The sequence below is a fragment of the Mycobacterium sp. 1245801.1 genome (assembly GCF_001673055.1).
GTDB classification, from domain to species: domain Bacteria; phylum Actinomycetota; class Actinomycetes; order Mycobacteriales; family Mycobacteriaceae; genus Mycobacterium; species Mycobacterium europaeum_A.
Genome location: NZ_LZKY01000045.1, coordinates 1 through 23327, shown reverse-complemented (window position 1 = coordinate 23327; position 23327 = coordinate 1). Strand labels below are relative to the sequence as shown.

General features: G+C 68.4%; 26 protein-coding genes. 23 read left to right on the top strand and 3 right to left on the bottom strand.

Going from position 1 to position 23327, the window contains the following annotated elements; translation table 11 throughout:
• The 6 genes from mftB to mftG form a co-directional block, all read left to right on the top strand.
• A partial coding sequence (gene mftB / locus A5622_RS02530) for a mycofactocin biosynthesis chaperone MftB (protein WP_232002827.1) occupies nucleotides 1-319 on the top strand: 319 nt, incomplete at its 5' end.
• The gene (mftC, locus tag A5622_RS02525; RefSeq protein ID WP_066876447.1) at nucleotides 316-1521 is read left to right on the top strand and encodes a mycofactocin radical SAM maturase; all 1206 of its coding nucleotides are present in this window, start codon (nucleotides 316-318) and stop codon (nucleotides 1519-1521) included. The genes mftB and mftC, both read left to right, overlap by 4 nt.
• A 2-nt stretch (nucleotides 1522-1523) precedes the next feature.
• Nucleotides 1524-2714 carry a pre-mycofactocin synthase MftD gene (gene mftD, locus A5622_RS02520; protein WP_066876446.1) on the top strand — a complete coding sequence of 397 codons (1191 nt, stop codon included), beginning with the start codon at nucleotides 1524-1526 and terminating at the stop codon, nucleotides 2712-2714.
• A gap of 164 nt (nucleotides 2715-2878) precedes the next feature.
• Complete coding sequence (gene mftE, locus A5622_RS02515; RefSeq protein WP_066876444.1) at nucleotides 2879-3610, top strand: mycofactocin biosynthesis peptidyl-dipeptidase MftE; 732 nt, start codon at nucleotides 2879-2881, stop codon at nucleotides 3608-3610.
• Nucleotides 3607-5019: a mycofactocin biosynthesis glycosyltransferase MftF gene (gene mftF / locus A5622_RS02510; RefSeq protein WP_156752814.1), complete on the top strand. Its 1413-nt coding sequence runs from the start codon at nucleotides 3607-3609 to the stop codon at nucleotides 5017-5019. Before mftE ends, mftF begins: the two co-directional genes overlap by 4 nt.
• 18 nt (nucleotides 5020-5037) lie before the next feature.
• Nucleotides 5038-6477: a mycofactocin system GMC family oxidoreductase MftG gene (gene mftG / locus A5622_RS02505; RefSeq protein ID WP_066876441.1), complete on the top strand. Its 1440-nt coding sequence runs from the start codon at nucleotides 5038-5040 to the stop codon at nucleotides 6475-6477.
• Nucleotides 6478-6734: 257 nt separating this feature from the next.
• Here mftG and A5622_RS02500 read toward each other — a convergent pair whose 3' ends face one another.
• Both A5622_RS02500 and A5622_RS02495 read right to left on the bottom strand, forming a co-directional pair.
• A complete protein-coding gene (locus A5622_RS02500; protein ID WP_156749126.1) occupies nucleotides 6735-7004 on the bottom strand; it encodes a hypothetical protein in 270 nt (89 codons plus the stop codon).
• Nucleotides 7005-7162: 158 nt separating this feature from the next.
• The gene (locus tag A5622_RS02495; protein ID WP_066876437.1) at nucleotides 7163-8752 is read right to left on the bottom strand and encodes an MFS transporter; all 1590 of its coding nucleotides are present in this window, start codon (nucleotides 8750-8752) and stop codon (nucleotides 7163-7165) included.
• A 143-nt stretch (nucleotides 8753-8895) separates the two neighbouring features.
• On the opposite strand from A5622_RS02495, the gene A5622_RS02490 reads away from it, so the two are divergent.
• The 14 genes from A5622_RS02490 (at nucleotide 8896) to A5622_RS02425 (ending at nucleotide 18798) form a co-directional block, all read left to right on the top strand.
• Nucleotides 8896-9495, top strand: a complete 600-nt coding sequence (locus A5622_RS02490) for a TetR/AcrR family transcriptional regulator (RefSeq protein ID WP_197497926.1) — start codon at nucleotides 8896-8898, stop codon at nucleotides 9493-9495.
• 438 nt (nucleotides 9496-9933) lie between these two features.
• Nucleotides 9934-10239 carry a 30S ribosomal protein S10 gene (gene rpsJ, locus A5622_RS02485; protein WP_003873519.1) on the top strand — a complete coding sequence of 102 codons (306 nt, stop codon included), beginning with the start codon at nucleotides 9934-9936 and terminating at the stop codon, nucleotides 10237-10239.
• Nucleotides 10240-10253: 14 nt separating this feature from the next.
• Entirely contained in the window at nucleotides 10254-10907 is a 654-nt protein-coding gene (gene rplC / locus A5622_RS02480; protein ID WP_066869357.1) for a 50S ribosomal protein L3, read from the top strand.
• Nucleotides 10907-11575: a 50S ribosomal protein L4 gene (gene rplD / locus A5622_RS02475; protein ID WP_066876433.1), complete on the top strand. Its 669-nt coding sequence runs from the start codon at nucleotides 10907-10909 to the stop codon at nucleotides 11573-11575. Before rplC ends, rplD begins: the two co-directional genes overlap by 1 nt.
• Entirely contained in the window at nucleotides 11576-11878 is a 303-nt protein-coding gene (gene rplW, locus A5622_RS02470; protein ID WP_007773589.1) for a 50S ribosomal protein L23, read from the top strand.
• Nucleotides 11879-11906: 28 nt separating this feature from the next.
• Entirely contained in the window at nucleotides 11907-12749 is an 843-nt protein-coding gene (gene rplB / locus A5622_RS02465; protein WP_007773586.1) for a 50S ribosomal protein L2, read from the top strand.
• A 20-nt stretch (nucleotides 12750-12769) separates the two neighbouring features.
• Nucleotides 12770-13051: a 30S ribosomal protein S19 gene (gene rpsS, locus A5622_RS02460; RefSeq protein WP_007773585.1), complete on the top strand. Its 282-nt coding sequence runs from the start codon at nucleotides 12770-12772 to the stop codon at nucleotides 13049-13051.
• A complete protein-coding gene (rplV, locus tag A5622_RS02455) occupies nucleotides 13048-13599 on the top strand; it encodes a 50S ribosomal protein L22 (protein WP_066869364.1) in 552 nt (183 codons plus the stop codon). Before rpsS ends, rplV begins: the two co-directional genes overlap by 4 nt.
• Nucleotides 13599-14438, top strand: a complete 840-nt coding sequence (rpsC, locus tag A5622_RS02450) for a 30S ribosomal protein S3 (protein WP_066869367.1) — start codon at nucleotides 13599-13601, stop codon at nucleotides 14436-14438. The genes rplV and rpsC overlap by 1 nt, the downstream gene beginning before the upstream one ends.
• Before the next feature lie 3 nt (nucleotides 14439-14441).
• Nucleotides 14442-14858 carry a 50S ribosomal protein L16 gene (gene rplP / locus A5622_RS02445; RefSeq protein WP_007773582.1) on the top strand — a complete coding sequence of 139 codons (417 nt, stop codon included), beginning with the start codon at nucleotides 14442-14444 and terminating at the stop codon, nucleotides 14856-14858.
• Nucleotides 14858-15091 (top strand): 50S ribosomal protein L29, encoded by a 234-nt coding sequence (gene rpmC, locus A5622_RS02440; protein WP_055401869.1) that lies wholly within the window; start codon nucleotides 14858-14860, stop codon nucleotides 15089-15091. Before rplP ends, rpmC begins: the two co-directional genes overlap by 1 nt.
• Nucleotides 15091-15447 (top strand): 30S ribosomal protein S17, encoded by a 357-nt coding sequence (gene rpsQ / locus A5622_RS02435; protein WP_066869370.1) that lies wholly within the window; start codon nucleotides 15091-15093, stop codon nucleotides 15445-15447. The genes rpmC and rpsQ overlap by 1 nt, the downstream gene beginning before the upstream one ends.
• Nucleotides 15448-15499: 52 nt before the next feature.
• Nucleotides 15500-17860, top strand: coding sequence for an arylsulfatase (locus A5622_RS02430; protein WP_066876431.1), 2361 nt, complete (start codon nucleotides 15500-15502; stop codon nucleotides 17858-17860).
• A gap of 11 nt (nucleotides 17861-17871) precedes the next feature.
• On the top strand, nucleotides 17872-18798 hold the full coding sequence (locus A5622_RS02425) for a DUF4436 domain-containing protein (RefSeq protein WP_066869376.1): 927 nt from the start codon (nucleotides 17872-17874) through the stop codon (nucleotides 18796-18798).
• Nucleotides 18799-18804: 6 nt separating this feature from the next.
• Here A5622_RS02425 and pstS read toward each other — a convergent pair whose 3' ends face one another.
• The gene (gene pstS, locus A5622_RS02420) at nucleotides 18805-19938 is read right to left on the bottom strand and encodes a phosphate ABC transporter substrate-binding protein PstS (RefSeq protein WP_156752813.1); all 1134 of its coding nucleotides are present in this window, start codon (nucleotides 19936-19938) and stop codon (nucleotides 18805-18807) included.
• A 253-nt stretch (nucleotides 19939-20191) separates the two neighbouring features.
• Between pstS and A5622_RS02415 the strand changes: the two genes are divergently transcribed.
• The 3 genes from A5622_RS02415 (at nucleotide 20192) to A5622_RS02405 (ending at nucleotide 23202) form a co-directional block, all read left to right on the top strand.
• Nucleotides 20192-21136: a DUF4436 domain-containing protein gene (locus tag A5622_RS02415; protein WP_066869382.1), complete on the top strand. Its 945-nt coding sequence runs from the start codon at nucleotides 20192-20194 to the stop codon at nucleotides 21134-21136.
• Nucleotides 21137-21163: 27 nt separating this feature from the next.
• The gene (locus A5622_RS02410) at nucleotides 21164-22054 is read left to right on the top strand and encodes a formylglycine-generating enzyme family protein (protein WP_066876427.1); all 891 of its coding nucleotides are present in this window, start codon (nucleotides 21164-21166) and stop codon (nucleotides 22052-22054) included.
• 245 nt (nucleotides 22055-22299) lie between these two features.
• Nucleotides 22300-23202 (top strand): DUF4436 domain-containing protein, encoded by a 903-nt coding sequence (locus A5622_RS02405; RefSeq protein WP_066876425.1) that lies wholly within the window; start codon nucleotides 22300-22302, stop codon nucleotides 23200-23202.
• Nucleotides 23203-23327 lie beyond the last annotated feature (125 nt).

Below are 23327 nucleotides of genomic sequence, written 5' to 3'. Positions count from 1 at the left end.
TCTACTGACTGTGCCCCTGCCCGCGCAGGCCCGGACGGCGACCCCGTTCGATCCTGATCGCGGCTGGCGACTGCACCCCCAGGTGGCGGTTCGACCGGAACCGTTCGGCGCGCTGCTCTACCACTTCGGTACCCGCAAGCTGTCGTTTCTGAAGAACCGCACCATCCTCACGGTGGTGCAGTCGCTGGCCGACCATCCCGACATCCGGTCCGCCTGCCGCGCGGCGGGCGTCCAGGACGCCGCGCAGGCGCCCTACCTGCATGCGCTCGGTGTGCTCGTCGATTCCAACATGCTGGTGCCCCTGGAGGACAACCAATGACAACAGCGGCCCCTGTGCCCCGCCTCATCGAGCAGTTCGAGCACGGGCTCGACGCACCCATCTGCCTCACCTGGGAGCTGACGTACGCCTGCAACCTGGCCTGCGTGCACTGCCTGTCCTCGTCGGGCAAACGGGACCCGCGGGAGCTGTCCACCCGTCAGTGCATGGACATCATCGATGAGCTGGAACGCATGCAGGTGTTCTACGTCAACATCGGCGGCGGGGAACCGACTGTGCGCTCGGACTTTTGGGAGCTGGTCGACTATGCGACCGAGCACCACGTCGGGGTCAAGTTCTCCACCAACGGCGTGCGGATCACCCCCGAGGTCGCCGCGCGGCTGGCGGCCAGCGACTACGTCGACGTCCAGATCTCGCTGGACGGCGCCACCGCCGAGGTCAACGACGCCGTGCGGGGAGCCGGGTCGTTCGACATGGCGGAGCGGGCGCTGCAGAACCTTGCCGACGCCGGCTTCTCCGACGCCAAGATCTCCGTGGTCGTCACCCGGCACAACGTCGACCAGCTCGACGAATTCGCCGCGCTGGCAAGCCGTTACGGCGCCACACTGCGGATCACCCGGCTGCGCCCGTCCGGACGCGGCGCCGACGTCTGGGAAGAGCTGCACCCCACCGCCGACCAGCAGGTCCAGCTGTATGACTGGCTGGTCGCCAAGGGTGAGCGGGTGCTCACCGGCGACTCCTTCTTCCACCTGGCCCCACTCGGCCAATCCGGCGCCCTGGCCGGCCTGAACATGTGCGGGGCCGGGCGCGTCGTGTGCCTGATCGACCCGGTCGGCGATGTGTACGCCTGCCCGTTCGCCATCCACGACCGCTTCCTGGCCGGAAACGTGTTGTCCGATGGGGGTTTTGACAACGTCTGGAAGAACGCCCCGCTGTTCCGCGAGCTGCGCGAGCCCCAGTCGGCCGGCGCCTGCGGCAGCTGCGGCCACTACGACAGCTGCCGGGGCGGATGCATGGCCGCCAAGTTCTTCACCGGGCTGCCGCTGGACGGCCCGGACCCCGAATGCGTCCAGGGGCACAGCGCGTCGGCGCTGGCGCACGAGCGTGAGACGCCGCGCCCCCGGGCCGATCACTCCCGCGGGAAGCGCATCCGCCAACCGGTGCCGCTGACCCTGTCGCTGCGGCCGCCGGCCATCACGCCGGTGGCGCCGCCCGCGCGCATGTGTAACGAAAGTCCGGTGTAACGATGGCCGACGCATGGTTCGAAACCGTCGCTATCGCGCAGCAGCGCGCCAAGCGCCGGTTGCCGAAATCGACGTACTCGTCGCTGATTTCGGCCAGCGAAAAGGGAGTCACGGTCTCCGACAACGTGGCAGCCTTCAGCGAACTCGGATTCGCGCCGCACGTCATCGGCGCGCAGGAGAAGCGCGACCTGTCGACCAGCGTTATGGGGCAAGACATTTCGCTGCCGGTGCTGATCTCGCCGACCGGCGTGCAGGCGGTCCACCCCGACGGCGAGGTTGCCGTGGCGCGGGCCGCCGCCGCCCGCGGCACCGCCATGGGGCTGTCCTCGTTCGCCAGCAAGCCGATCGAAGAGGTCATCGCGGCGAACCCGAAGGTGTTCTTCCAGGTGTACTGGCTGGGTGATCGCGACGCGATCGCCGCGCGGGTCGAGCGCGCCCGGGCGGCCGGCGCCGTCGGCCTGATCGTCACCACCGACTGGAGCTTCTCGCACGGCCGGGACTGGGGCAGCCCGTCCATCCCGGAGAAGATGGACTTCAAGACCATCGTCAAGATGAGCCCGGAGGTCGTCACCAAGCCGCGGTGGTTGCTGCAGTGGGCGAAGACCATGCGGCCCCCGGAGCTGCGGGTGCCCAACCAGGGCCGCCGCGGCGAGCCCGGCCCCCCGTTCTTCCAGGCCTACGGGGAATGGATGGGTACGCCGCCGCCGACCTGGGAGGACATCGCCTGGCTCCGCGAGCTGTGGGGCGGGCCCTTCATGCTCAAGGGCGTGATGCGCGTCGACGACGCCAAAAGGGCCGTGGACGCGGGGGTTTCGGCCATTTCGGTGTCGAACCACGGCGGCAACAACCTGGACGGCACCCCGGCCTCGATTCGCGCCCTGCCCGCGGTGGCCGCGGCCGTCGGCGACCAGATCGAGGTGGTTCTCGACGGCGGCATCCGGCGCGGCAGCGACGTCGTCAAGGCGGTGGCGCTGGGGGCGCGCGCGGTGATGATCGGCCGGGCCTACCTGTGGGGGCTGGCCGCGGCCGGGCAACCGGGGGTGGAGAACGTGCTCGACATCCTGCGCGGTGGCATCGACTCGGCGCTGATGGGTCTGGGCCTGTCCTCGGTGCACGACCTCGGGCCGGACCACATCCTGGTCCCACCCGGGTTCACCCGGGCGCTGGGCGTGCCCTCGGGCGGCGGGGCTTAGCGGAAGCCCGGTTATCCAAGTCGGACATACCCGGATTAAGTGACGCTTGCGCAAATCGTGATACGGGCGGGGTAACCGTGACGGACGAGCCCACGATTCGAACGCCCGATGAACGACCGAAGAAAAAAAGTCATTTTGAGGCTTCAACAATCGGTGCACGCCAGGTGAATTCGTCCTACCATCACCGAGTGCCCGTACTCGGCGACTTGGGAACCGCGACGTCGAGCCAGCTATCAGACAAGGCGGCCTCGGTACTGGTTCCGCTGGGGTCGACCGAACAACACGGTCCCCACCTGCCGCTGGACACCGACACCCGGATCGCAACGGCGGTCGCCGGCGGCGCTCGAGGCCGTCTCGGCCACGAGTGGCTGGTGGCGCCGGCCCTGGCCTACGGAGCCAGCGGCGAGCACCAGAGCTTCGCCGGAACGATCTCGCTGGGCACCGAGGCCCTGACCACCCTGCTGGTCGAGTACGGCAGGTCAGCGGCCGGATGGGCCCGGCGGATCGTGTTCGTCAACGGGCACGGCGGCAATGTCACCGCGCTGCGCAGCGCGGTGGCCCTGTTGCGCACCGAGGGCCGCGACGCCGGCTGGTGCCCCTGCCTGACCATTGGCGGCGACGCCCACGCCGGCCATACCGAAACATCGGTGCTGCTGCACATCTCGCCGGCCGATGTCCGGGCCGATCGGCGGGTGGCCGGCAACACCGCGCCCCTGCCCGAGTTGCTCGGGTCGATGCGCCGCGGGGGAGTGGCGGCGGTCAGCCCGGTCGGCGTGCTGGGCGACCCGACCACCGCCACCGCCGCCGAGGGTGAGCGGATCCTCGCCGAGATGGTCGACGGCTGTGTCCGCCGAGTCGCCCGATGGCGGCCGGGGCCCGACGGGATGCTCGGGTGACCGCCCCCCGACTGCCCAACGGGTTCGCCGTCCAGGTCGATCGCCGGGTGCGGGTGCTCGGCGATGGCTCGGCGCTGCTCGGCGGGTCGCCCACCCGCCTGCTCAAGCTCGCGCCCGCCGCCCAGGACATGCTCTCCGATGGCCGGCTGAAGGTGCGCGACGAGCTGTCCGCCCAGCTGGCCCGCACCCTGCTGGACGCGACGGTGGCGCATCCCCGCCCCGCGGGCGGCCCGTCGCACCATGACGTCACGGTGGTAATTCCGGTGCGCGACAACCTATCTGGGGTGCGGCGCCTGGTCAGTTCACTGCGCGGCCTGCGCGTCGTCGTGGTGGACGACGGCTCGTTTCCCCCGATCGTCCCGGACGACTTCGTCGGCGCGCACTGCGACATCGAGGTGTTGCGACACGACCGCAGCAAGGGTCCGGCGGCGGCCCGCAACACCGGCCTGCGGGCGTGCCGGACGGACTTCGTCGCCTTCTTGGACTCCGACGTCGCCCCCCGCCGGGGCTGGCTGGAGGCCCTGCTCGGTCACTTCTGCGATCCCACGGTCGGCCTGGTCGCGCCCCGCATCGTCGGCCTCTCGCACAGCGAGAACGTGGTGGCGCGCTACGAGGCGGTGCACTCGTCGCTCGACCTCGGTGAGCGCGAGGCGCCGGTGCTGCCGCACAGCACGGTGTCCTACGTGCCCAGCGCGGCGATCATCTGCCGGTGCTCGGCGATCCGGGAGGTCGGCGGGTTCGACGAGACCCTGCAGTCCGGTGAGGACGTCGATCTGTGCTGGCGGCTCATCGAGGCGGGGGCCCGGCTGCGCTACGAACCGATCGCCCTGGTCGCCCACGACCACCGCACCGAATTGCGGGATTGGCTGGCGCGCAAGGCCTTTTACGGCGGCTCGGCGGCCCCGTTGTCGGTCCGCCACCCGGACAAGACGGCGCCGGTGGTGATTTCCGGGTGGGCGCTGATGACGTGGATCCTGATGGCATTCGGGTCCACCCTGTCGCGGCTGGCGTCCCTCCTGCTCGCCGTCCTGACCGGTCGCCGGATCGCGCGCGCGATGCGCACCGCCGAGACGTCGATGACCGACGTCGCGATGATCGCGGGCCGCGGGCTGTGGTCGGCGGCGCTGCAGCTGGCGTCGGCGCTGTGCCGGCACTACTGGCCGCTGGCGTTGGTGGCCGCCACCATGTCGCGTCACTTCAGGCGGGTGGTGCTGGTCGCGGCGGTCATGGACGGGGTGGTCGACTGGCTTCGCCGCCGCGACGCCATCGGTGACGAGGTCCAACCGATCGGGCTGCCCACCTACCTGTTGCTCAAGCGCGTCGACGACCTGGCGTACGGGCTCGGGTTGTGGTGGGGCGTGCTGCGGGAGCGCAACGTGCGCGCCCTGAAGCCCCAGATCCGGAATTAATCACACCTTGACCCGCCCTTGAGTAAGGCCGCCTCGCACAGCGATGTGCTGATCGTCGGCGCCGGCAGCGCAGGATCGGTTGTTGCGGAACGCCTTTCCGCCGATCCGCAATGTTCGGTGCATGTCCTCGAGGCGGGCCCCGCGCTCGACGATCCGGGACTTCTCGCCCAGACCGCGAACGGGTTGCAGTTGCCGATAGGTGTCGGCAGCCCGCTGGTCCGGCGCTACCAGACCCGGCTCACCGACGAACCCGCCCGCCAGCATCCCATCGTGCGCGGTGCGACCGTGGGCGGATCGGGCGCGATCAACGGCGGCTACTTCTGCCGGGGGCTACCGCGCGACTTCGATCGCATGGCCATCCCGGGCTGGGGATGGCCCGACGTGCTGGACAGCTTCCGCGCCATCGAGACCGACCTGGACTTCGACGGACCCGCCCACGGGCGCAGCGGCCCGATCCGGGTGCGCCGCACCCACGACATGACCGGAACCACCGAGCGTTTCGTCGGTGCCGCCCAGCGCGCCGGGTTCGGCTGGGTCGACGATCTCAACGACGCTGCAGCAGAACCGGTCTCGGGGATCGGCGCCGTGCCGCTCAACATCGTCGACGGCGTGCGGCGGGGGTCCGGCGCGGGATATCTGATCCCGGCGTTGCGCCGGCCGAACCTGACCGTGCAAGCGCAGACCCGGGCGGCCCGCCTGCGTTTTGCCGGCACCGCCGCGGTGGGCGTGGATGCGATCGGCCCGCAGGGACGGGTGACCTATACCGCCGACCGGGTGGTGTTGTGCGCCGGCGCGATCGAGACGGCCCACCTGCTGATGCTCTCGGGCATCGGCGACGAGGCCATGCTGGCCGCCGCCGGGGTGCCGGTGCTGGCGCCGCTGCCGGTGGGGACGTCGTTCAGCGATCACGCCGAATGGGTGCTGCCCACGGATTGGACGGTGGCGCCCGGACGGCCGGTGCTCGAGGTGGTGCTGTGCACCGCCGACGATCTCGAGATCCGGCCGTACACGGGTGGATTCGTGGCGATGACCGGCGACGGCACCGCCGGGCACGCCGACTGGCCACACATCGGGGTGGCGCTGATGCAACCACTCGCGCGTGGGCGCATGACGCTGGTCTCGGCCGATCCGGATGTGTCGCCGCGAATCGAACACCGCTACGACAGTGAGCCCGACGACGTCGCGGCGCTGCGCCGGGGCAGCGAACTGGCCCGCGAATTGGCCGGTGGCACAGTCGATGCGGCGGCGGCCGTCTGGTCGACCTCGCAACATCTCTGCGGGACCGCGCCGATGGGTGCCGACGGCGACCCGCGCGCGGTCGTAGACCCGCGGTGCCGGGTCCTCGGCATCGACAACCTGTGGGTGATCGACGGCTCGGTCCTACCGGCGATCACCAGCCGCGGGCCGCACGCCACGATCGTGATGATCGGGCACCGGGCCGCGCAGTTCGTACAGTGAACGCGGACAAATGGGCGGGCCGCGACGCGGTAGCCGAGATACTCGGCCGCCGCGGCGGCCCGCCCGACGAGGCGGCGAACATCATGCGGTCCACGTAGATGGCCACGACAAGTGGCTGTGCGCGCGCAGGTGTGCGTCGCGCGAACAATGCGTCGCAATATTCGTGGACGGCACGACCGCCATCTCATGCTTCGATAGCCCGTGCTTTATCTGTTGTCAGTCACCTCCTCTCGCCTCGACTGCGAAAGACGTTGGCACTACGGAGGAGAACGCTGCCGCGCCCACACCAGGGAGACGGGCCATCGGCCGTCGGTGGCACGCGGGCGCGTCGAGCGCCTGACCCGCGTCGGCGCGAGGGAGACCAGGGTGGTCGCGCCGCGCCGGCCACGCCGCGCCGCGGGCAACTCGCAGTTGGGGTATCGAACCGGCACGCTCGGTCGCCGCAGGCGCATCCACTCGGCCTCCACGATCGCCGCCGCCTCACGGATCGCCGCGCATGCCGGCTCGACCACGCTCGTAACGCCCATCAACACCACATCCACCTCGGGAGTACAGAGATGACTTGTAACTGTCGATATACATCTCTGATACCAGAAACGGCGGCCGCTTGCAAGCATTCGCCGCGGTGTCTTTGTGCATTGAATCGGCTGTCGGACAACGGCATTGACGGTGGCCGCCGGCGCGCTCAGTGACGCGACAGCAGCCGCCGCATCGGGCGCAGCTGGCGGCCGTCGCGGCCGGGGGCCCACACCCCGATCGCCACGGCCGCGAGGGCGACGATCGCGGCCATCGTGATGGTGGAGGCGTGCAGCGCCGCCAGGAACGCGGACTTGCTGATGTCGGCCAGCTGGCGCCCCTGGGGTCCGAGCCGGCCGGCGATCTCGACCGCCTTGGCCAGCGAGTCGGTGGCCTGACCCCGCACCGGTGCGGGGAAGCCCGACAGCCTGGGCGCGAGCTCGTGCGAGTAGCGACCGGCCAGGATGGAACCGGCCACCGCGATGCCCAGCGCGCCGCCCATCTCGCGTGAGGTGTCGTTCACCGCGGAGGCGACGCCCTGCTTCTCATCGGGAACCGCACCCATGATCGCCGACGTCGTCGGCGCCGTGCAGATTCCGATGCCGGTGGCGAGAATGAGTGTGGGCCAGGCGAACTCGAGGTAGGTGGAGTGCAGGTCCAGCCAGTACATGCACCCGAACCCCACCGCCATCAGCAGGGTGCCGGCGAACAACACCAGCCGCAGGCCCAGCTTGGGCACATACCAGAACGACAGGGCCGAGAAGATGCCCAGCGGCACCATGAACGGCCCGAAGGCTGCCGCCGTCGCCAACGGGGAGTAGCCCATGATCTGCTGCACGTATTGCATGCCGATATAGAAGAACCCGAAGGTGGCGCCGAACAGGATGACGATCGCGGTCACTCCGGTGGCGAAATTCGGGTCGGCGAACAACCGGACATCCAGCAGCGGTTGCCGGCCCCGCGCCGCCAGGCGCAACTCGAGCGCGCCGAACGCCGCGGCCATGACCGCGCCGACCGCCAGCCCGCCCCACACCAGTGGGTCGCTCCACCCGCGCCCCGGCGCTTCCAGGATGGCGGCCACGGCGACGGCGACCGCCGCGCCGATCAGGACCGCGCCCGGCGCATCGACCCGGGGAGCGCCCGCGTCGCGTGACGACGCCACGGTGCAGGCCAGCGCGAAAATCAGCAGGCCGGCGATGCCCAGCGACCAGAAGATGGCGTGCCAGTCCCAAAACCGAAGCAGCAGGCCGGAACCGAGCATGCCCAACACGCCGCCGGAACCGGCCGTCCCCGCCCAGATCCCAACGGCCTTGGTGCGCTCGTCTTTTGGATAGGCCACCGTCAGCAGCGACAGCGTCGCGGGCATGACGAACGCGGCACCGATCCCGGCCACCGCCCGCCCCGCGATGATCTGGGACGGGTTGTGCAGCAGCGCCGGCGCCACCGAGCCGATCGAGAACACCAGCAGTCCGGTCAGCAGCGCGCCGCGCCGTCCGTAGCGGTCACCGATCGCGCCGGCCGGCAGCAGCAGGCAGGCCAACGCCACGGTGTAGCCGTCGACGACCCAGTTCAACTGTGAGGCGGTGGCCGACGTGGCGACCGCCAGGTCGCCGAGCGCGGTGTTCAGGGCCGTCATCGACGCCACCACCAGGGCCACCCCCATGCAGGCGACGGCCAGCGTCCAGTTTCGGGCCCGGAAGCTATCGCCGATGCCGATCCCGTCAGTACGCTGGTCATTCCGGACGAGGGTTTCGACCATGCGGTGCGCCTCCTTGGGACCGTGCGACGTTTCGAGACCAATAGTCTTGTAGGTAGACCGATAGTCTTGTTTTCAAACGGGAGGTGGGCGCAATTTCCACCGAGACGTCCGACCCGCGCCCGGCACGGTCGCGGGCCAGGCTGCTGGAAGCCGCCGTCACGCTGCTGCGCGCCGGGGGTCCCAGTGCGGTGACGGTCGACGCGGTCACCCGCACCGCCAACGTCGCCCGGGCAACCCTGTATCGCCACTTCCCGAGCGGAAACGACTTACTGGCAGCGGCTTTCAACAGCCTGATACCGGCGTCGCCCACCCCGCCGGCCGAGGGCTCGCTACGCGACCGGCTGGTCGCGGTGGTGCTGGCCCAGGCCGAGGCCGTTGCCCTGGCCCCGACCGTGATGACCGCCATGTCCTGGCTGGCGCTGGGCCGCGACCTGGAAGGCATGCCCGAGCCGCGGCGCAGCCACAACGCCGACAGCGCGGCCATCACCACCCTGCGCGAGCGCATCGCCCAGCAGTACGCGGAGCCCTTCGACGCCATCTTCGACAGCCCGGAGGCCGCCGAGCTGGGGGAGGTCGACCGGTCGCGGGCGATCGCCCTGCTCATCGGGCCCCTGGTGCTGGGCAGGCTGTCCACCCTGCCCGATTTCGACTACCGGCAATGCGCGCTGGAGGCCGTCGACGGCTTCCTGCACGTCCAGTGCGCCAGGTCCGGCGCGGCGACTGTCGAATCGGCGGGCGCCTGAGGGCCGGCGCCCCGCCAGCTAGGCGCTTCTGACCAGCGCGGTTATCCTCCGGTGCTACCGTCCGCGAGGCGGGTGCGGCGGATTCGGACGCAGATCCGGGCCGAATTTTGATCGGCCACGATCTTCAGGCATACTGTTCAGGTTGCCTTGAGCCGGGTTTGCGCCTGGTCGGGCATACGACCAGCGTCCAAACGGGCGCGTCCGGTCCCATCCTTTGAGAGCGACGAATTTCGATCCTGAAATTGTCGTGCTGAGGCTGCGTGAGGGTGACACGCCCGACCGCGAGGGCCGGTGGACCACGACAGGTAAACAGCGGCGCAATATCCGGCGCAACGCTCGATCGGCCCAAGATTGGGCCGCCGACTGGCGCGCTGGGAGGCACTGAGGACTATGTGAGCCCGGATAGCGGGCCCCAACAGGAGTGAGGGTAGGAGAAGCGTGGCGGGACAGAAGATCCGCATCAGGCTTAAGGCCTACGACCATGAGGCTATTGACGCGTCGGCGCGCAAGATCGTCGAGACCGTCGTCCGCACGGGTGCCAGCGTTGTAGGTCCGGTGCCGCTGCCGACTGAGAAGAACGTGTATTGCGTCATCCGCTCACCGCACAAGTACAAGGACTCGCGGGAGCACTTCGAGATGCGCACGCACAAGCGGCTCATCGACATCCTCGACCCGACGCCGAAGACCGTCGACGCGCTGATGCGCATCGACCTTCCGGCCAGTGTCGACGTCAACATCCAGTAGGAGATCGGCGACTCATGGCAAGAAAAGGCATCCTGGGTACCAAGCTGGGCATGACGCAGGTGTTCGACGAGAACAACCGGGTCGTGCCGGTGACGGTCGTCAAGGCCGGCCCGAACGTGGTGACCCGGATCCGTACCCCCGAGCGCGACGGCTACAGCGCCGTGCAGCTGGCCTACGGCGAGATCAGTCCCCGCAAGGTCAACAAGCCGGTGACCGGTCAGTACGCCGCCGCGGGCGTCAACCCGCGCCGGTTTCTGGCCGAGTTGCGGCTGGAGAACCCCGAGGCGGCCGCCGAATACGAGGTCGGCCAGGAGCTGACGGCGGAGATCTTCGCCGACGGCGCCTACGTCGATGTCACGGGCACCTCCAAGGGCAAGGGCTTCGCCGGCACCATGAAGCGCCACGGCTTCCGTGGCCAGGGCGCCAGCCACGGTGCCCAGGCGGTGCACCGGCGGCCCGGTTCCATCGGCGGCTGCGCCACCCCCGCCCGGGTCTTCAAGGGCACCCGGATGGCGGGCCGGATGGGTAGCGACCGGGTGACCGTCCAGAACCTGTTGGTGCACAAGGTCGATACCGAGAACGGCGTGCTGCTGATCAAGGGCGCGGTCCCCGGCCGCACCGGTGGACTCGTCGTGGTCCGCAGCGCGGTCAAGCGAGGTGAGAAGTAATGGCAGCGGTGAAGATTGACGTCAAGACGCCGGGCGGCAAGGTCGAGGGTTCGATCGAGTTGCCGGCCGAGTTGTTCGATGCGCCGGCCAATATCGCGCTGATGCACCAGGTCGTCACCGCGCAGCGGGCGGCGGCGCGTCAGGGCACGCACTCGACCAAGACGCGCGGCGATGTCAGCGGCGGTGGCCGTAAGCCGTACCGGCAGAAGGGAACCGGCCGGGCCCGTCAGGGTTCGACCCGCGCCCCGCAGTTCACCGGTGGTGGCGTCGTGCACGGGCCCAAGCCCCGCGACTACAGCCAGCGCACGCCCAAGAAGATGATTGCCGCGGCGTTGCGCGGTGCCCTGTCCGACCGGGCTCGCAACGGCCGCATCCACGCGATCACCGAGCTGGTGTCGGGGCAGACGCCGTCGACCAAGAACGCCCGGGCATTCCTGGGCACGCTGACCGACCGCAAGCAGGTGCTGGTCGTGATCGGGCGCAGCGACGAGACCGGCGCCAAGAGCGTGCGCAACCTGCCCGGTGTGCACGTGTTGACTCCCGACCAGCTCAACACCTACGACGTGCTGCGCTCCGACGACGTGGTGTTCAGCGTTGAGGCGCTGGGCGCCTACATCGCCGGGGCCACCGGCGGCGCCGCCGATAAAGATGTGGAGGTAACGGCCTAGATGGCGACCATCACTGACCCCCGCGACATCATTCTGGGCCCGGTCATCTCGGAGAAGTCCTACTCGTTGCTCGACGACAACGTGTACACGTTTGTGGTGCACCCCGATTCGAACAAGACGCAGATCAAGATCGCTATCGAGAAGATCTTCTCCGTCAAGGTCGCATCGGTGAACACCGCGAACCGGCAAGGTAAGCGCAAGCGCACCAGGACCGGATTCGGCAAGCGCAAGAGCACCAAGCGGGCCATCGTCACGCTGGCGCCGGGTAGCAAGCCGATCGATCTGTTCGGGGCACCGGCGTAGCCGCCGCGAGAGGAAGACCTGATTAGACATGGCAATTCGTAAGTACAAGCCGACGAGCCCGGGCCGCCGCGGCTCGAGCGTGTCCGATTTCTCCGAAGTCACCCGTTCCACCCCGGAGAAGTCGCTGGTGCGCCCGCTGCACGGCCACGGTGGCCGGAACGCGCACGGCCGCATCACCACCCGCCACAAGGGTGGCGGCCACAAGCGCGCCTACCGGGTGATCGACTTCCGCCGCAACGACAAGGACGGCGTGAACGCCAAGGTCGCGCACATCGAGTACGACCCCAACCGCACCGCCAACATCGCGCTGCTGCACTTCCTGGACGGCGAGAAGCGCTACATCATTGCGCCGCAGGGACTTTCGCAGGGCGACGTGGTGGAGTGCGGCCCGAACGCCGACATCAAGCCGGGCAACAACCTGCCGCTGCGCAACATCCCGGCCGGTACCGTCATCCACGCCGTGGAGCTGCGGCCGGGCGGCGGCGCCAAGCTGGCGCGCTCGGCCGGGTCGAGCATCCAGTTGCTCGGTAAAGAGGGCACCTACGCGTCGCTGCGGATGCCCAGCGGTGAGATCCGCCGCGTCGACGTGCGCTGCCGCGCCACCGTCGGCGAGGTCGGCAACGCCGAACAGGCGAACATCAACTGGGGCAAGGCCGGCCGGATGCGGTGGAAGGGCAAGCGCCCCTCCGTCCGTGGTGTGGTGATGAACCCGGTAGACCACCCGCACGGTGGTGGTGAGGGCAAGACCTCCGGTGGTCGTCACCCGGTGAGCCCCTGGGGCAAGCCCGAGGGCCGCACCCGCCACCCGAACAAGGCCAGCAACAAGCTCATTGTCCGACGCCGGCGCACCGGCAAGAAGCACGGTCGCTAGGAAGTCAGGAGTATCAGCACATGCCACGCAGCCTGAAGAAGGGCCCGTTCGTCGACGGCCACCTGCTCAAGAAGGTGGACACGCAGAACGAGAAGAACACCAAACAGGTGATCAAGACATGGTCGCGACGTTCGACGATCATTCCTGACTTCATCGGCCACACCTTCGCCGTCCACGACGGACGCAAGCACGTCCCGGTGTTCGTCACCGAGGCGATGGTCGGCCACAAGCTCGGTGAATTCGCGCCCACCCGCACCTTCAAGGGACACATCAAGGACGACCGGAAGGCCAAACGGCGATGACCACAACGGAATTCCCATCGGCGGTGGCCAAAGCACGGTTCGTGCGGGTGTCGCCGAGAAAGGCGCGCCGGGTGATCGACCTGGTGCGCGGCCGCTCGGTGGCCGACGCGCTGGACATCCTGCGCTGGGCGCCGCAGGCCGCCAGCGAGCCGGTGGCCAAGGTGATCGCCAGTGCCGCGGCCAACGCGCAGAACAACAACGGGCTGGACCCGGCGACCCTGGTGGTCGCCACCGTCTACGCCGACGAGGGCCCCACCGCCAAGCGCATCCGTCCGCGCGCCCAGGGCCGCGCGTTCCGGATCCGCAAGCGCACCAGCCACATCACCGTCGTGGTGGAAAGCCGGCCGGGCAAGGACCAGGGATCGGCGAAGTCGTCCCGGGCCCGTCGCGCCGAGGCCAGCAAGGCCGCCGCGAAGGCCCCCGCCAAGAAAGCGCCGGCCAACAAGGCGCCCGCCAAGAAGGCCGCCACCAAAGCGCCCGCGAAGAAGGCGGCGAAGGCCGAAGCCAAGACGTCTGAGACCTCTGACGCGAAGGGAGGCTCAGACTAGTGGGCCAGAAGATCAATCCGCACGGTTTTCGGCTGGGCATCACCACCGACTGGAAGTCACGCTGGTACGCCGACAAGCAGTACGCGGACTACGTCAAGGAAGACGTCGCCATCCGGCGGCTGCTCTCGACCGGCCTGGAGCGGGCCGGGATCGCCGACGTGGAGATCGAGCGCACCCGTGACCGAGTCCGGGTGGACATCCACACCGCACGTCCCGGCATCGTGATCGGCCGCCGCGGCACCGAGGCCGACCGGATCCGTGCCGACCTGGAGAAGCTGACCGGCAAGCAGGTTCAGCTCAACATCCTCGAGGTCCGCAACCCGGAGTCGCAGGCGCAACTGGTGGCCCAGGGCGTCGCCGAGCAGCTGAGCAACCGCGTGGCGTTCCGCCGGGCGATGCGTAAGGCCATCCAGTCGGCGATGCGTCAGCCCAACGTCAAGGGCATTCGGGTGCAGTGCTCCGGCCGCCTCGGCGGCGCCGAGATGAGCCGCTCGGAGTTCTACCGCGAGGGCCGGGTGCCGCTGCACACGCTGCGCGCCGACATCGACTACGGCCTGTACGAAGCCAAGACCACCTTCGGCCGGATCGGCGTCAAGGTGTGGATCTACAAGGGCGACATCGTCGGCGGGAAGCGCGAATTGGCCGCCGCCGCTCCGGCCGGTGCCGAGCGTTCGCGCCGTGAGCGTCCGTCGGGCACCCGTCCGCGTCGCAGTGGCGCGTCGGGCACCACGGCCACCAGCACCGAGGCCGGCCGCGCGGCCGCAAGCGCCGAAGAGGGCGCTGGCGCCGCGCCGGCCCAGTCCGCACCCGCTGCAGAACCACAGAGCACGGAGAGCTGAATCATGTTGATTCCCCGCAGGGTTAAACACCGCAAGCAGCACCACCCCCGCCAGCGCGGCATCGCCAGTGGCGGCACGGCGGTGAACTTCGGTGACTACGGCATCCAGGCCTTGGAGCACGCCTACGTCACCAACCGCCAGATCGAGTCCGCTCGTATCGCCATCAACCGGCACATCAAGCGTGGCGGCAAGGTGTGGATCAACGTGTTCCCCGACCGGCCGCTGACCAAGAAGCCCGCCGAGACCCGCATGGGTTCGGGTAAGGGTTCGCCGGAGTGGTGGGTCGTCAACGTCAAGCCGGGCCGGGTGCTGTTCGAACTCAGCTACCCCAACGAGCAGACCGCCCGGGCGGCGCTGACCCGCGCGATCCACAAGTTGCCGATCAAGGCCCGCATCGTGACTCGAGAGGATCAGTTCTGATGGCAGTGGGAATTTCGCCTGGCGAACTGCGTGAGCTCACCGAAGAGGAGCTCACCGAGCGGTTGCGCGAATCCAAGGAAGAGCTGTTCAATCTGCGTTTCCAGATGGCGACCGGACAGCTCACCAACAACCGCCGGCTCCGCACGGTGCGTCAGGAGATCGCGCGCGTCTACACGGTGCTGCGCGAACGAGAACTGGGCCTGGCTTCCGGGCCGGATGGTAAGGAATCGTGATGGCAGAAGCCAAGAAGGCCGCGCCCAAGAAGGCCGCCGCAACCGAGGCCGCGTCGAAGGACGGTAATCCCAAAGGCCCCAAGCACACTCCGGCCAACCCGAAGGTGCGGGGACGGCGCAAGGTGCGCATCGGCTACGTGGTGAGTGACAAGATGCAGAAGACCATCGTGGTCGAGCTCGAGGACCGCGTGCGTCACCCGCTGTACGGCAAGATCATCCGGACCACCACGAAGGTCAAGGCGCACGACGAGAACAGCACGGCCGGAATCGGCGACCGCGTATCGCTGATGGAGACCCGCCCGACCTCGGCGACCAAGCGCTGGCGCCTCGTCGAAATTCTGGAAAAGGCTAAGTAAGCCCTTTTAGCTAGCGGCAGCGAACGCCCCGTCGCGGGTGTAGTCTGCGGCGATGGCGACTGGGTCGGGGCAGTTCAACGGGAAGATCGAGCTCGACATCCGGGACTCCGAACCGGACTGGGGACCCTACGCCGCGCCGACCGCGCCCCCCGACGCACCCAACGTCCTGTACCTGGTGTGGGACGACACGGGCATCGCCACCTGGGACTGCTTCGGCGGTCTGGTGGAGATGCCGGCCATGTCGCGCATCGCCGAGCGTGGCGTCCGGCTCTCGCAATTCCATACCACCGCGCTGTGCTCGCCGACCCGGGCGTCGCTGCTCACCGGACGCAACGCCACGACGGTCGGCATGGCCACCATCGAGGAGTTCACCGAGGGCTTCCCCAATGCCAACGGCCGCATACCGTTTGACACCGGCCTGCTCTCCGAGGCGCTCGCCGAGCACGGCTACAACACCTACGCCGTGGGCAAGTGGCACCTGACCCCGCTCGAGGAATCGAATCTCGCGTCGACCAAGCGGCACTGGCCGACCTCGCGTGGCTTCGAACGGTTCTACGGATTCCTGGGCGGTGAAACCGACCAGTGGTATCCCGACCTGGTGTACGACAACCACCCGGTGAGCCCGCCGGGCACCCCGGAGGACGGCTACCACCTCTCCAAGGACCTGGCCGACAAGACCATCGAGTTCATCCGCGACGCCAAAGTTATTGCGCCCGAGAAGCCTTGGTTCTCCTACGTGTGCCCCGGCGCCGGGCACGCGCCGCATCACGTATTCAAAGAATGGGCCGACCGCTACGCCGGTCGCTTCGACATGGGCTACGAGCGCTACCGCGAGATCGTGCTGGAGCGGCAGAAGGCGCTCGGAATCGTGCCGCCCGACACCGAGCTGTCACCGGTCAACCCGTACCTGGACGTGAAGGGACCGAGCGGTGAGCCGTGGCCGCTGCAGGACACCGTGCGGCCCTGGGATTCACTCAACGACGAAGAGAAAAGGCTGTTCGCGCGGATGGCCGAGGTGTTCGCCGGGTTCTTGAGCTACACCGACGCCCAGATCGGCCGCATCCTGGACTATCTCGAGGAATCGGGCCAGCTGGACAACACCATCATCGTGGTCATCTCCGACAACGGCGCCAGCGGCGAGGGTGGCCCGAACGGCTCGGTCAACGAGGGCAAGTTCTTCAACGGCTACATCGACACCGTCGAAGAGAGCATGAAGCTGTTCGACCACCTCGGCGGCCCCGAGACCTACAACCATTACCCGATCGGCTGGGCGATGGCCTTCAACACGCCCTACAAGCTCTACAAGCGGTACGCCTCCCATGAGGGTGGCATCGCGGATACGGCAATCATCTCGTGGCCCAACGGAATTGCCGCACACGGGCAGGTTCGCGACACCTACGTCAACGTCTGCGACATCACCCCGACCGTCTACGACCTGCTGGGCATGGCGCCACCGCAGACCCTCAAGGGCATCCCCCAGAAGCCCCTGGACGGCGTGAGTTTCAAGGCGGCCCTTGCCGATCCGGGCGCCGACACCGGCAAGAGCACCCAGTTCTACACCATGCTGGGCACCCGCGGGATCTGGCACCAGGGCTGGTTCGCCAACACCGTCCATGCGGCGACACCGGCCGGCTGGTCGCATTTCGACGCCGACCGCTGGGAACTGTTCCACATCGAGGCCGACCGCAGCCAGTGCCACGACCTGGCCGCCGAAAACCCGGACAAACTCGAAGAACTCAAGGCGCTGTGGTTCTCGGAGGCGGCCAAATACAACGGACTGCCGCTGTCGGACCTGAACATCCTCGAGACGCTGGGCCGGTCGCGGCCATATCTGGTCAGCGACCGGAACACCTACATCTACTATCCGGACTGCGCCGACGTCAGCATCGGTGCCGCCGCCGAAATCCGCGGCCGGTCCTTCTCGGTGCTCGCCGAGGTGACCGTCGATACCACTGGCGCCGAGGGTGTGCTGTTCAAGCAGGGCGGCGCGCACGGCGGGCATGTGCTGTTCATCCAGGACGGCCGGTTGCACTACGTGTACAACTTCCTCGGCGAGCGCCAGCAGGAGGTGTCGTCGTCCGACGCCGTGCCGCTGGGCCGACATCTGTTCGGCGCCAGCTATTCACGCACCGGGACGGTCGAGAACAGTCACACGCCGCTCGGTGACGTCAGCTTGTTCATCGACGACAAGGTCGTCGGCATGCTGACCGGGGTGAGCACCCACCCCGGCACCTTCGGGCTGGCGGGCGCGGGCATCACGGTCGGGCGCAACGGCGGGTCGGGCGTCTCCAGTCGCTATAAGGCGCCGTTCACCTTCACCGGAGGCACCATCACCCAGGTGACCGTCGACCTGTCCGGCCGACCCTATGTGGACGTGGAAACCGAGATCGCGCTTGCCTTTTCGAAGGACTGATGAGTACCCCGATGCCCGCCGGACCACCCGCGCCGCCGGCACCGGCCGGCGCGCGAGGGCGGCAGATCGCCATCGCGTTCGGGATCGTCGCCTCCCTCGTCGTCATCTACGTGCTGTCGCTGATCGCCGTGCACCTGCTGGCCAAATCGGCGCCCCCGCTACCCGCGGTAGACCTGAGCAAGGTCGAGGCCGAGGACAGCGTCGTGCAGGTGCGGCTGGAGAAGCTGGATACCGTCGCGAACCGGCTGACGGTCAATGTGCTCGTCTACCCCAAAGACACGTTGTACGACAAGAACTTCGGGGTGCTCACGACCGATGCGGCGGTCCGGCTGTATCCCGACAACGACCTGGGTGATCTGCAGTACCCGGTCGGCAAGGCACCCGCACAGGTGACAACCACCATCGAGGCGCACGGCGATCCGGCGAACTGGCCGTTCGACTCGTACCGGACCGGCGTCATCTCGGCCGACGTGTTCACCGGGTCCGGCGCCGGCAAGGAGAAGACGGCCGCGCGCGTCGAGGCGACCGGGGGGCTGGACGGCTGGGATGCCACCGTCACCCGCGTCCACGACGCCGAAGACAACAACCCGGACCTCAAGGACGACGTGGTGATCACGCTGCACCGGGCCAAGGGGCAGCTGATCTTCGATGTCGGCATCTGCCTGGTCCTGATCTCGCTGCCCGTGCTGGCGCTATGGGTCGCCATTCCCGTGGCGCTGGGCCGCACGTCGTTCCTGCCGCCGCTCACCACGTGGTACGGCGCAATGCTTTTCGCGATCGTCCCGCTGCGCAACATCCTGCCGGGCAGCCCGCCGTACGGTTCGTGGGTGGATCAGGCCATCGTGCTGTGGGTGTTGATCGGGCTCGTCACCGCGCTGACGCTGTTCCTGATCGGCTGGTGGCGACAACGCGATCGAAAAGCGCCTACCCGGACCTAGTTTTGCTCATTCGGATTTTGGTGCGTCCACCGAACTGATCGCGTCGACCGCGGCCGACACCCGCGCCTGGAACTCGGGCGACAACGGGATGTAGCCGCTTTTGGCCAGTTCGATCTGGCCGGGGCCGATGGCCGCCTGTAGAAAAGCCTTGACCGCCTTGGCCACATCGAAGGTGGGGTACTTGGAGCAGACGATCTCGTAGGTCGCCAGCACGATCGGGTAGACGTCCGGCTGGGCGGGGTTGTAGAACGACGACAGGTCGAGCACCAGATCGTTGCCGGCGCCGGTGATCCTGGCGCCCCTGATGGTTTTGCCGACGGTGTCGGTGCCGATCCGGACGGGACGCAACGATCTGCGGCTGGCCGGCGTCTTGATCTCGGCCGCGAACAGTCCCTGCTGGAGCGCATACGATAGTTCGGTGTAGCCGATCGCGCCCTCGGTGTTCTTCACGGCGGCCGCGATGCCGGTGTTGCCGACGGCGCCCGTGCCGACGTCGCCGTTGAAGGCCTTGCCCGCGCCCTTGTTCCATGCCCCGCCGGACGCGGACTGCAGGTAGGCCTGAAAGTTGTCGGTGGTGCCCGAACCGTCGCTGCGGTAGATGACGTGAATGTCCTCGGCCGGCATGGAGGCGTTGAGCAACGTCAGGGCCGGGTCGTCCCAGCGGGTGATCGTGCCGTTGAAGATCTTGGCCAGCGTGGGCGCGTCGAGCACCAGCGAGTCGACTGCGGCGAGGTTGTAGGTGATGGCCAGCGGGCCGAACACCACCGGCAGGTTCCAGGCGTCGGCGCCGCCGCACCGCTGTCTGGCGGTGGCGTACTGCTCACCCGACAGCGGTGTGTCCGATCCGGCGAAATCCGTTCTGCCAGCAAGGAAGTTGGCGATCCCGTTGCCCGACCCGTTGGCGGTGTAGTTCAGGGTCTGCCCGGAGCAGGCCTGGCGATAGGCGTCGACGAACCGGGTCATCGCGTTGGCCTGCGCGGTCGAGCCGCTGGCCGCCAGGGTCTGCTTGCCGCCGCAGTCCACCTTGGCGCCGGCGGTATACGGCAGGCTCGCGGGGGAGTTGCTGCATGCCGAGACCACCAGGGCGGTCACCAGAACGCCGGTGGCCGGTGCCCAACGCTTGCGCTGCACAGTCGACATCTACCGCCACCGGTTGAACAGGCAAACAAACTCCGGATGAACTGGTGCGCGCACCGGCCGCGATCGAAGGGTTGCGCGGCGCGGGGCGCGGTGGCCGCCGAGCCCACAAGTTCGTTTCGCTGGACCGGCGCGCGGTGCAGCGGACCCGGCGAAAATTACCTAAACATGACGAATTTTTAAACTTCGCCCGCGCCGGTGGCGAGTTCGCTAGCATCCGTCCACGAGTGTTCGAGTTCCCACGGAGGTGTGACCGATGTCCCATCAAGCGCCACCCTCGCCACCGCCTCCGGCGCCAGCGGAGCAACCACCCGCGGCACCCGCGTCACCGGCCGAGCCCGACCGGCGCAAGCGGCGCAGGGTCATCGCCGTGGCCGCCGTCGCGGGCTTCCTCGCCGTGTATGTCCTGTCGCTGTTCGGGGTGCACCTGCTCGCGAAATCGGGTGGCCCGCTCAAGCCGCCGGACCTCAACGCCACCAATGACACCGTCGTGCTGGTGCGCCTGGAGAAGCTGGACACCGCCGCGAACCGGTTGACAGTGAAGGTGCTGGTGATCCCCGAGGAGTCGATGTTCGACAAACGCCTGGAGGTGCTCAAGACGGACACCGCGGTGCGCATGGATCCCCCGAACGACCTCGGCGATCTGCAGTACCCGGCCGGCAAGTCGCCGGCGCAGGTCGCGACCACCATCGAGGCACACGGCGACCCGAACAATTGGCCGTTCGATTCCTACCGCACCGACGCCCTATCCGCCGATGTGCTCGTCGGCCAGGGTGATGCGCGCCGCTACATTCCCGCGCGGGTGGAGGTCACCGGAGGCCTGGACGGCTGGGACGTCAGCGTTCAGCGCGTCGGCGAGGCCAGCCAGGACTCGGATCGCGCCGACAACGTCGTCATCACCCTGCACCGGGCCAAGGGCCCGCTGATCTTCGACCTCGGGATCTGCCTGGTTCTCTTCGCGCTGCCCGCGTTGGCCTTCGCCGTGGTCATCCAAATCGCCTTGGGCAGAAGGAAATTCGTGCCGCCGTTCGTCACGTGGTTCGCCGCCATGTTGTTCGCCGTCATCCCCATCCGCAACTTTTTACCGGGGGCGCCCCCGCCGGGCGCGTGGATCGACCAAGCCCTGGTGATCTGGGTGTTGATCGCACTGGTCGCGGCGATGGCGCTGTACATGCTCACCTGGTATCGGCAATCCGACTGAGGCGCCCGGCGGGCGTAGCCTGACGGGGTGCTAACCGAGCTGGTCGACCTCCCCGGCGGATCATTCCGCATGGGATCGACCAGCTTCTACCCCGAAGAGGCGCCGATCCACACCGTGACGGTGGGTCCGATCGCGGTGGAACGGCACCCGGTCACCAACGCGCAGTTCGCCGAATTCGTCGCCGTCACCGGATATGTGACGGTGGCCGAGCAGCCGATCGACCCGACGCTGTATCCGGGCGCGGACCCCGGCGACTTGTGCCCGGGCGCAATGGTTTTCCGTCCGACCGCTGGGCCGGTCGACCTGCGCGACTGGCGACAGTGGTGGCAGTGGGTGCCCGGCGCGAGCTGGCGCCACCCGTTCGGGCCCGACAGCGATGTCCGCGACCGCGGCGATCATCCGGTGGTGCAGGTGGCGTATCCGGATGCGACCGCCTACGCGCGCTGGGCCGGCCGGCGCCTGCCGACCGAGGCCGAGTGGGAGTACGCGGCGCGGGCCGGTTCGACGACCACGTACTCCTGGGGTGACGAGGCCACCAGCGAGGGCCGGCTGATGGCCAACACGTGGCAGGGCAGCTTCCCGTACCGCAACGACGGGGCGCTCGGCTGGGTGGGGATCTCGCCGGTAGGTACCTTCCCCCCCAACGCTTTTGGGCTCGTCGACATGATCGGCAACGTGTGGGAGTGGACGGCCACCGAATACTCGGCGCGTCACCGGCTCGACCCGCCGCCCAAGTCCTGCTGCGCCCCGTCGGGCCCGGCCGATCCGTCCGTCAACCAAGCGTTGAAGGGCGGCAGCCACCTTTGCGCGCCGGAGTACTGCCACCGTTACCGTCCGGCGGCCCGGTCACCACAATCGCAGGACTCGGCGACGACCCACATCGGGTTTCGCTGCGTGGCCGGCTCGTCATCGGGTTAGCAAATGGGTGTCGCCAGGCCGGAGGGCCGCTTTTTCAGCCGGCGATGTAAACGGCGCATGGCCGATGGGTGACGCGGGCCTGATGCGTTACTGGACAGGAGTTTTCGTCGCGCGGGCGGCCGCGTCGGTCCGCTAACATCTGACGGCGTGTCGCCCTCTTCCGACCGGTTCTCGCCGACGGCACCGGCCCGGCGTCAGCAAGCACTTCGGTATTCCCGGCGGGGTGTTGCTCGCGGCGGCCGGCGATGACCACCGAGGCCCCGAAGCAGAAGCTGGAGGCGCCGCGGATCGCGATTGGCGTCGGCATTCTCGCGGGCGTCATCATCGTCTACGTCCTGTCGCTGTTCGGCGTGCACTTTCTACAGCGGTCAGAGGGGCCGCTGCCGCCACTGGACCTGAGCCAGGGCGGCGGCGACGCCACGATCGTGCAGCTGCGCCTCGAAGAGTTGAAGCCGGTGGCCAACCGGCTGTCCGTCGAGGTGCTGGCGTATCCAGGAGTTGCCCAGTACGACAACAGGTTTGACGTGCTGGCCAACGACGTCGCGGTCCGGCTTTATCCCACAAGCGATCTGGGAGATCTGCAATACCCGAAGGGCAAGGCGCCGGCCCAGCTCAGCACCACCATCGAGGCGCACGGTGATCCGGGTAACTGGCCGTTCGACTCCTATCAGACGGAGCCGATCGCGGCCGACGCGTTCGTGGGCACCGGTGAGAACCGCAGGAAGGTGCCCGCCCGCGTCGAGGTGACCGGGGCGCTGGACGGGTGGCAGGTCAGCGTCAACCGGATGCACGACCCGAGCGCGCTGCCCACCTCCCGCGCCACCGACAACGGCAATGTGGTGATCACCCTGAAGCGGGCCAAGGGTCCCCTGATCTTCGACCTGGGCATCTGCCTGGTGTTGGTCAGCCTGCCCACCCTGGCCCTGCTGGTCGCCATTCCGATGGCGCTGGGCCGAAGGAAGTTCCTGCCGCCGTTCGCCACCTGGTACGCCGCGAACCTGTTCGCGATCGTCCCGCTGCGCAACATCCTGCCCGGGGCCCCGCCGCCCGGGTCGTGGATCGACCAGGCGATCGTGCAGTGGGTCCTCATCGCGCTGGTCACGGCGATGACCCTGTACATCGTCGCCTGGATCCGGCAGGGCGACTGACCGCACTTGTCGCAAGTTGCCTCATGTCAAGATGCGCGCGTTGGGGGTGTCGTTGCCTCACGTGAGCGTGCGCGCTTGGTGACGGGAGTGGGGGTGCCGTGGGTGGCTTTGCTGGTGGCCAGAGT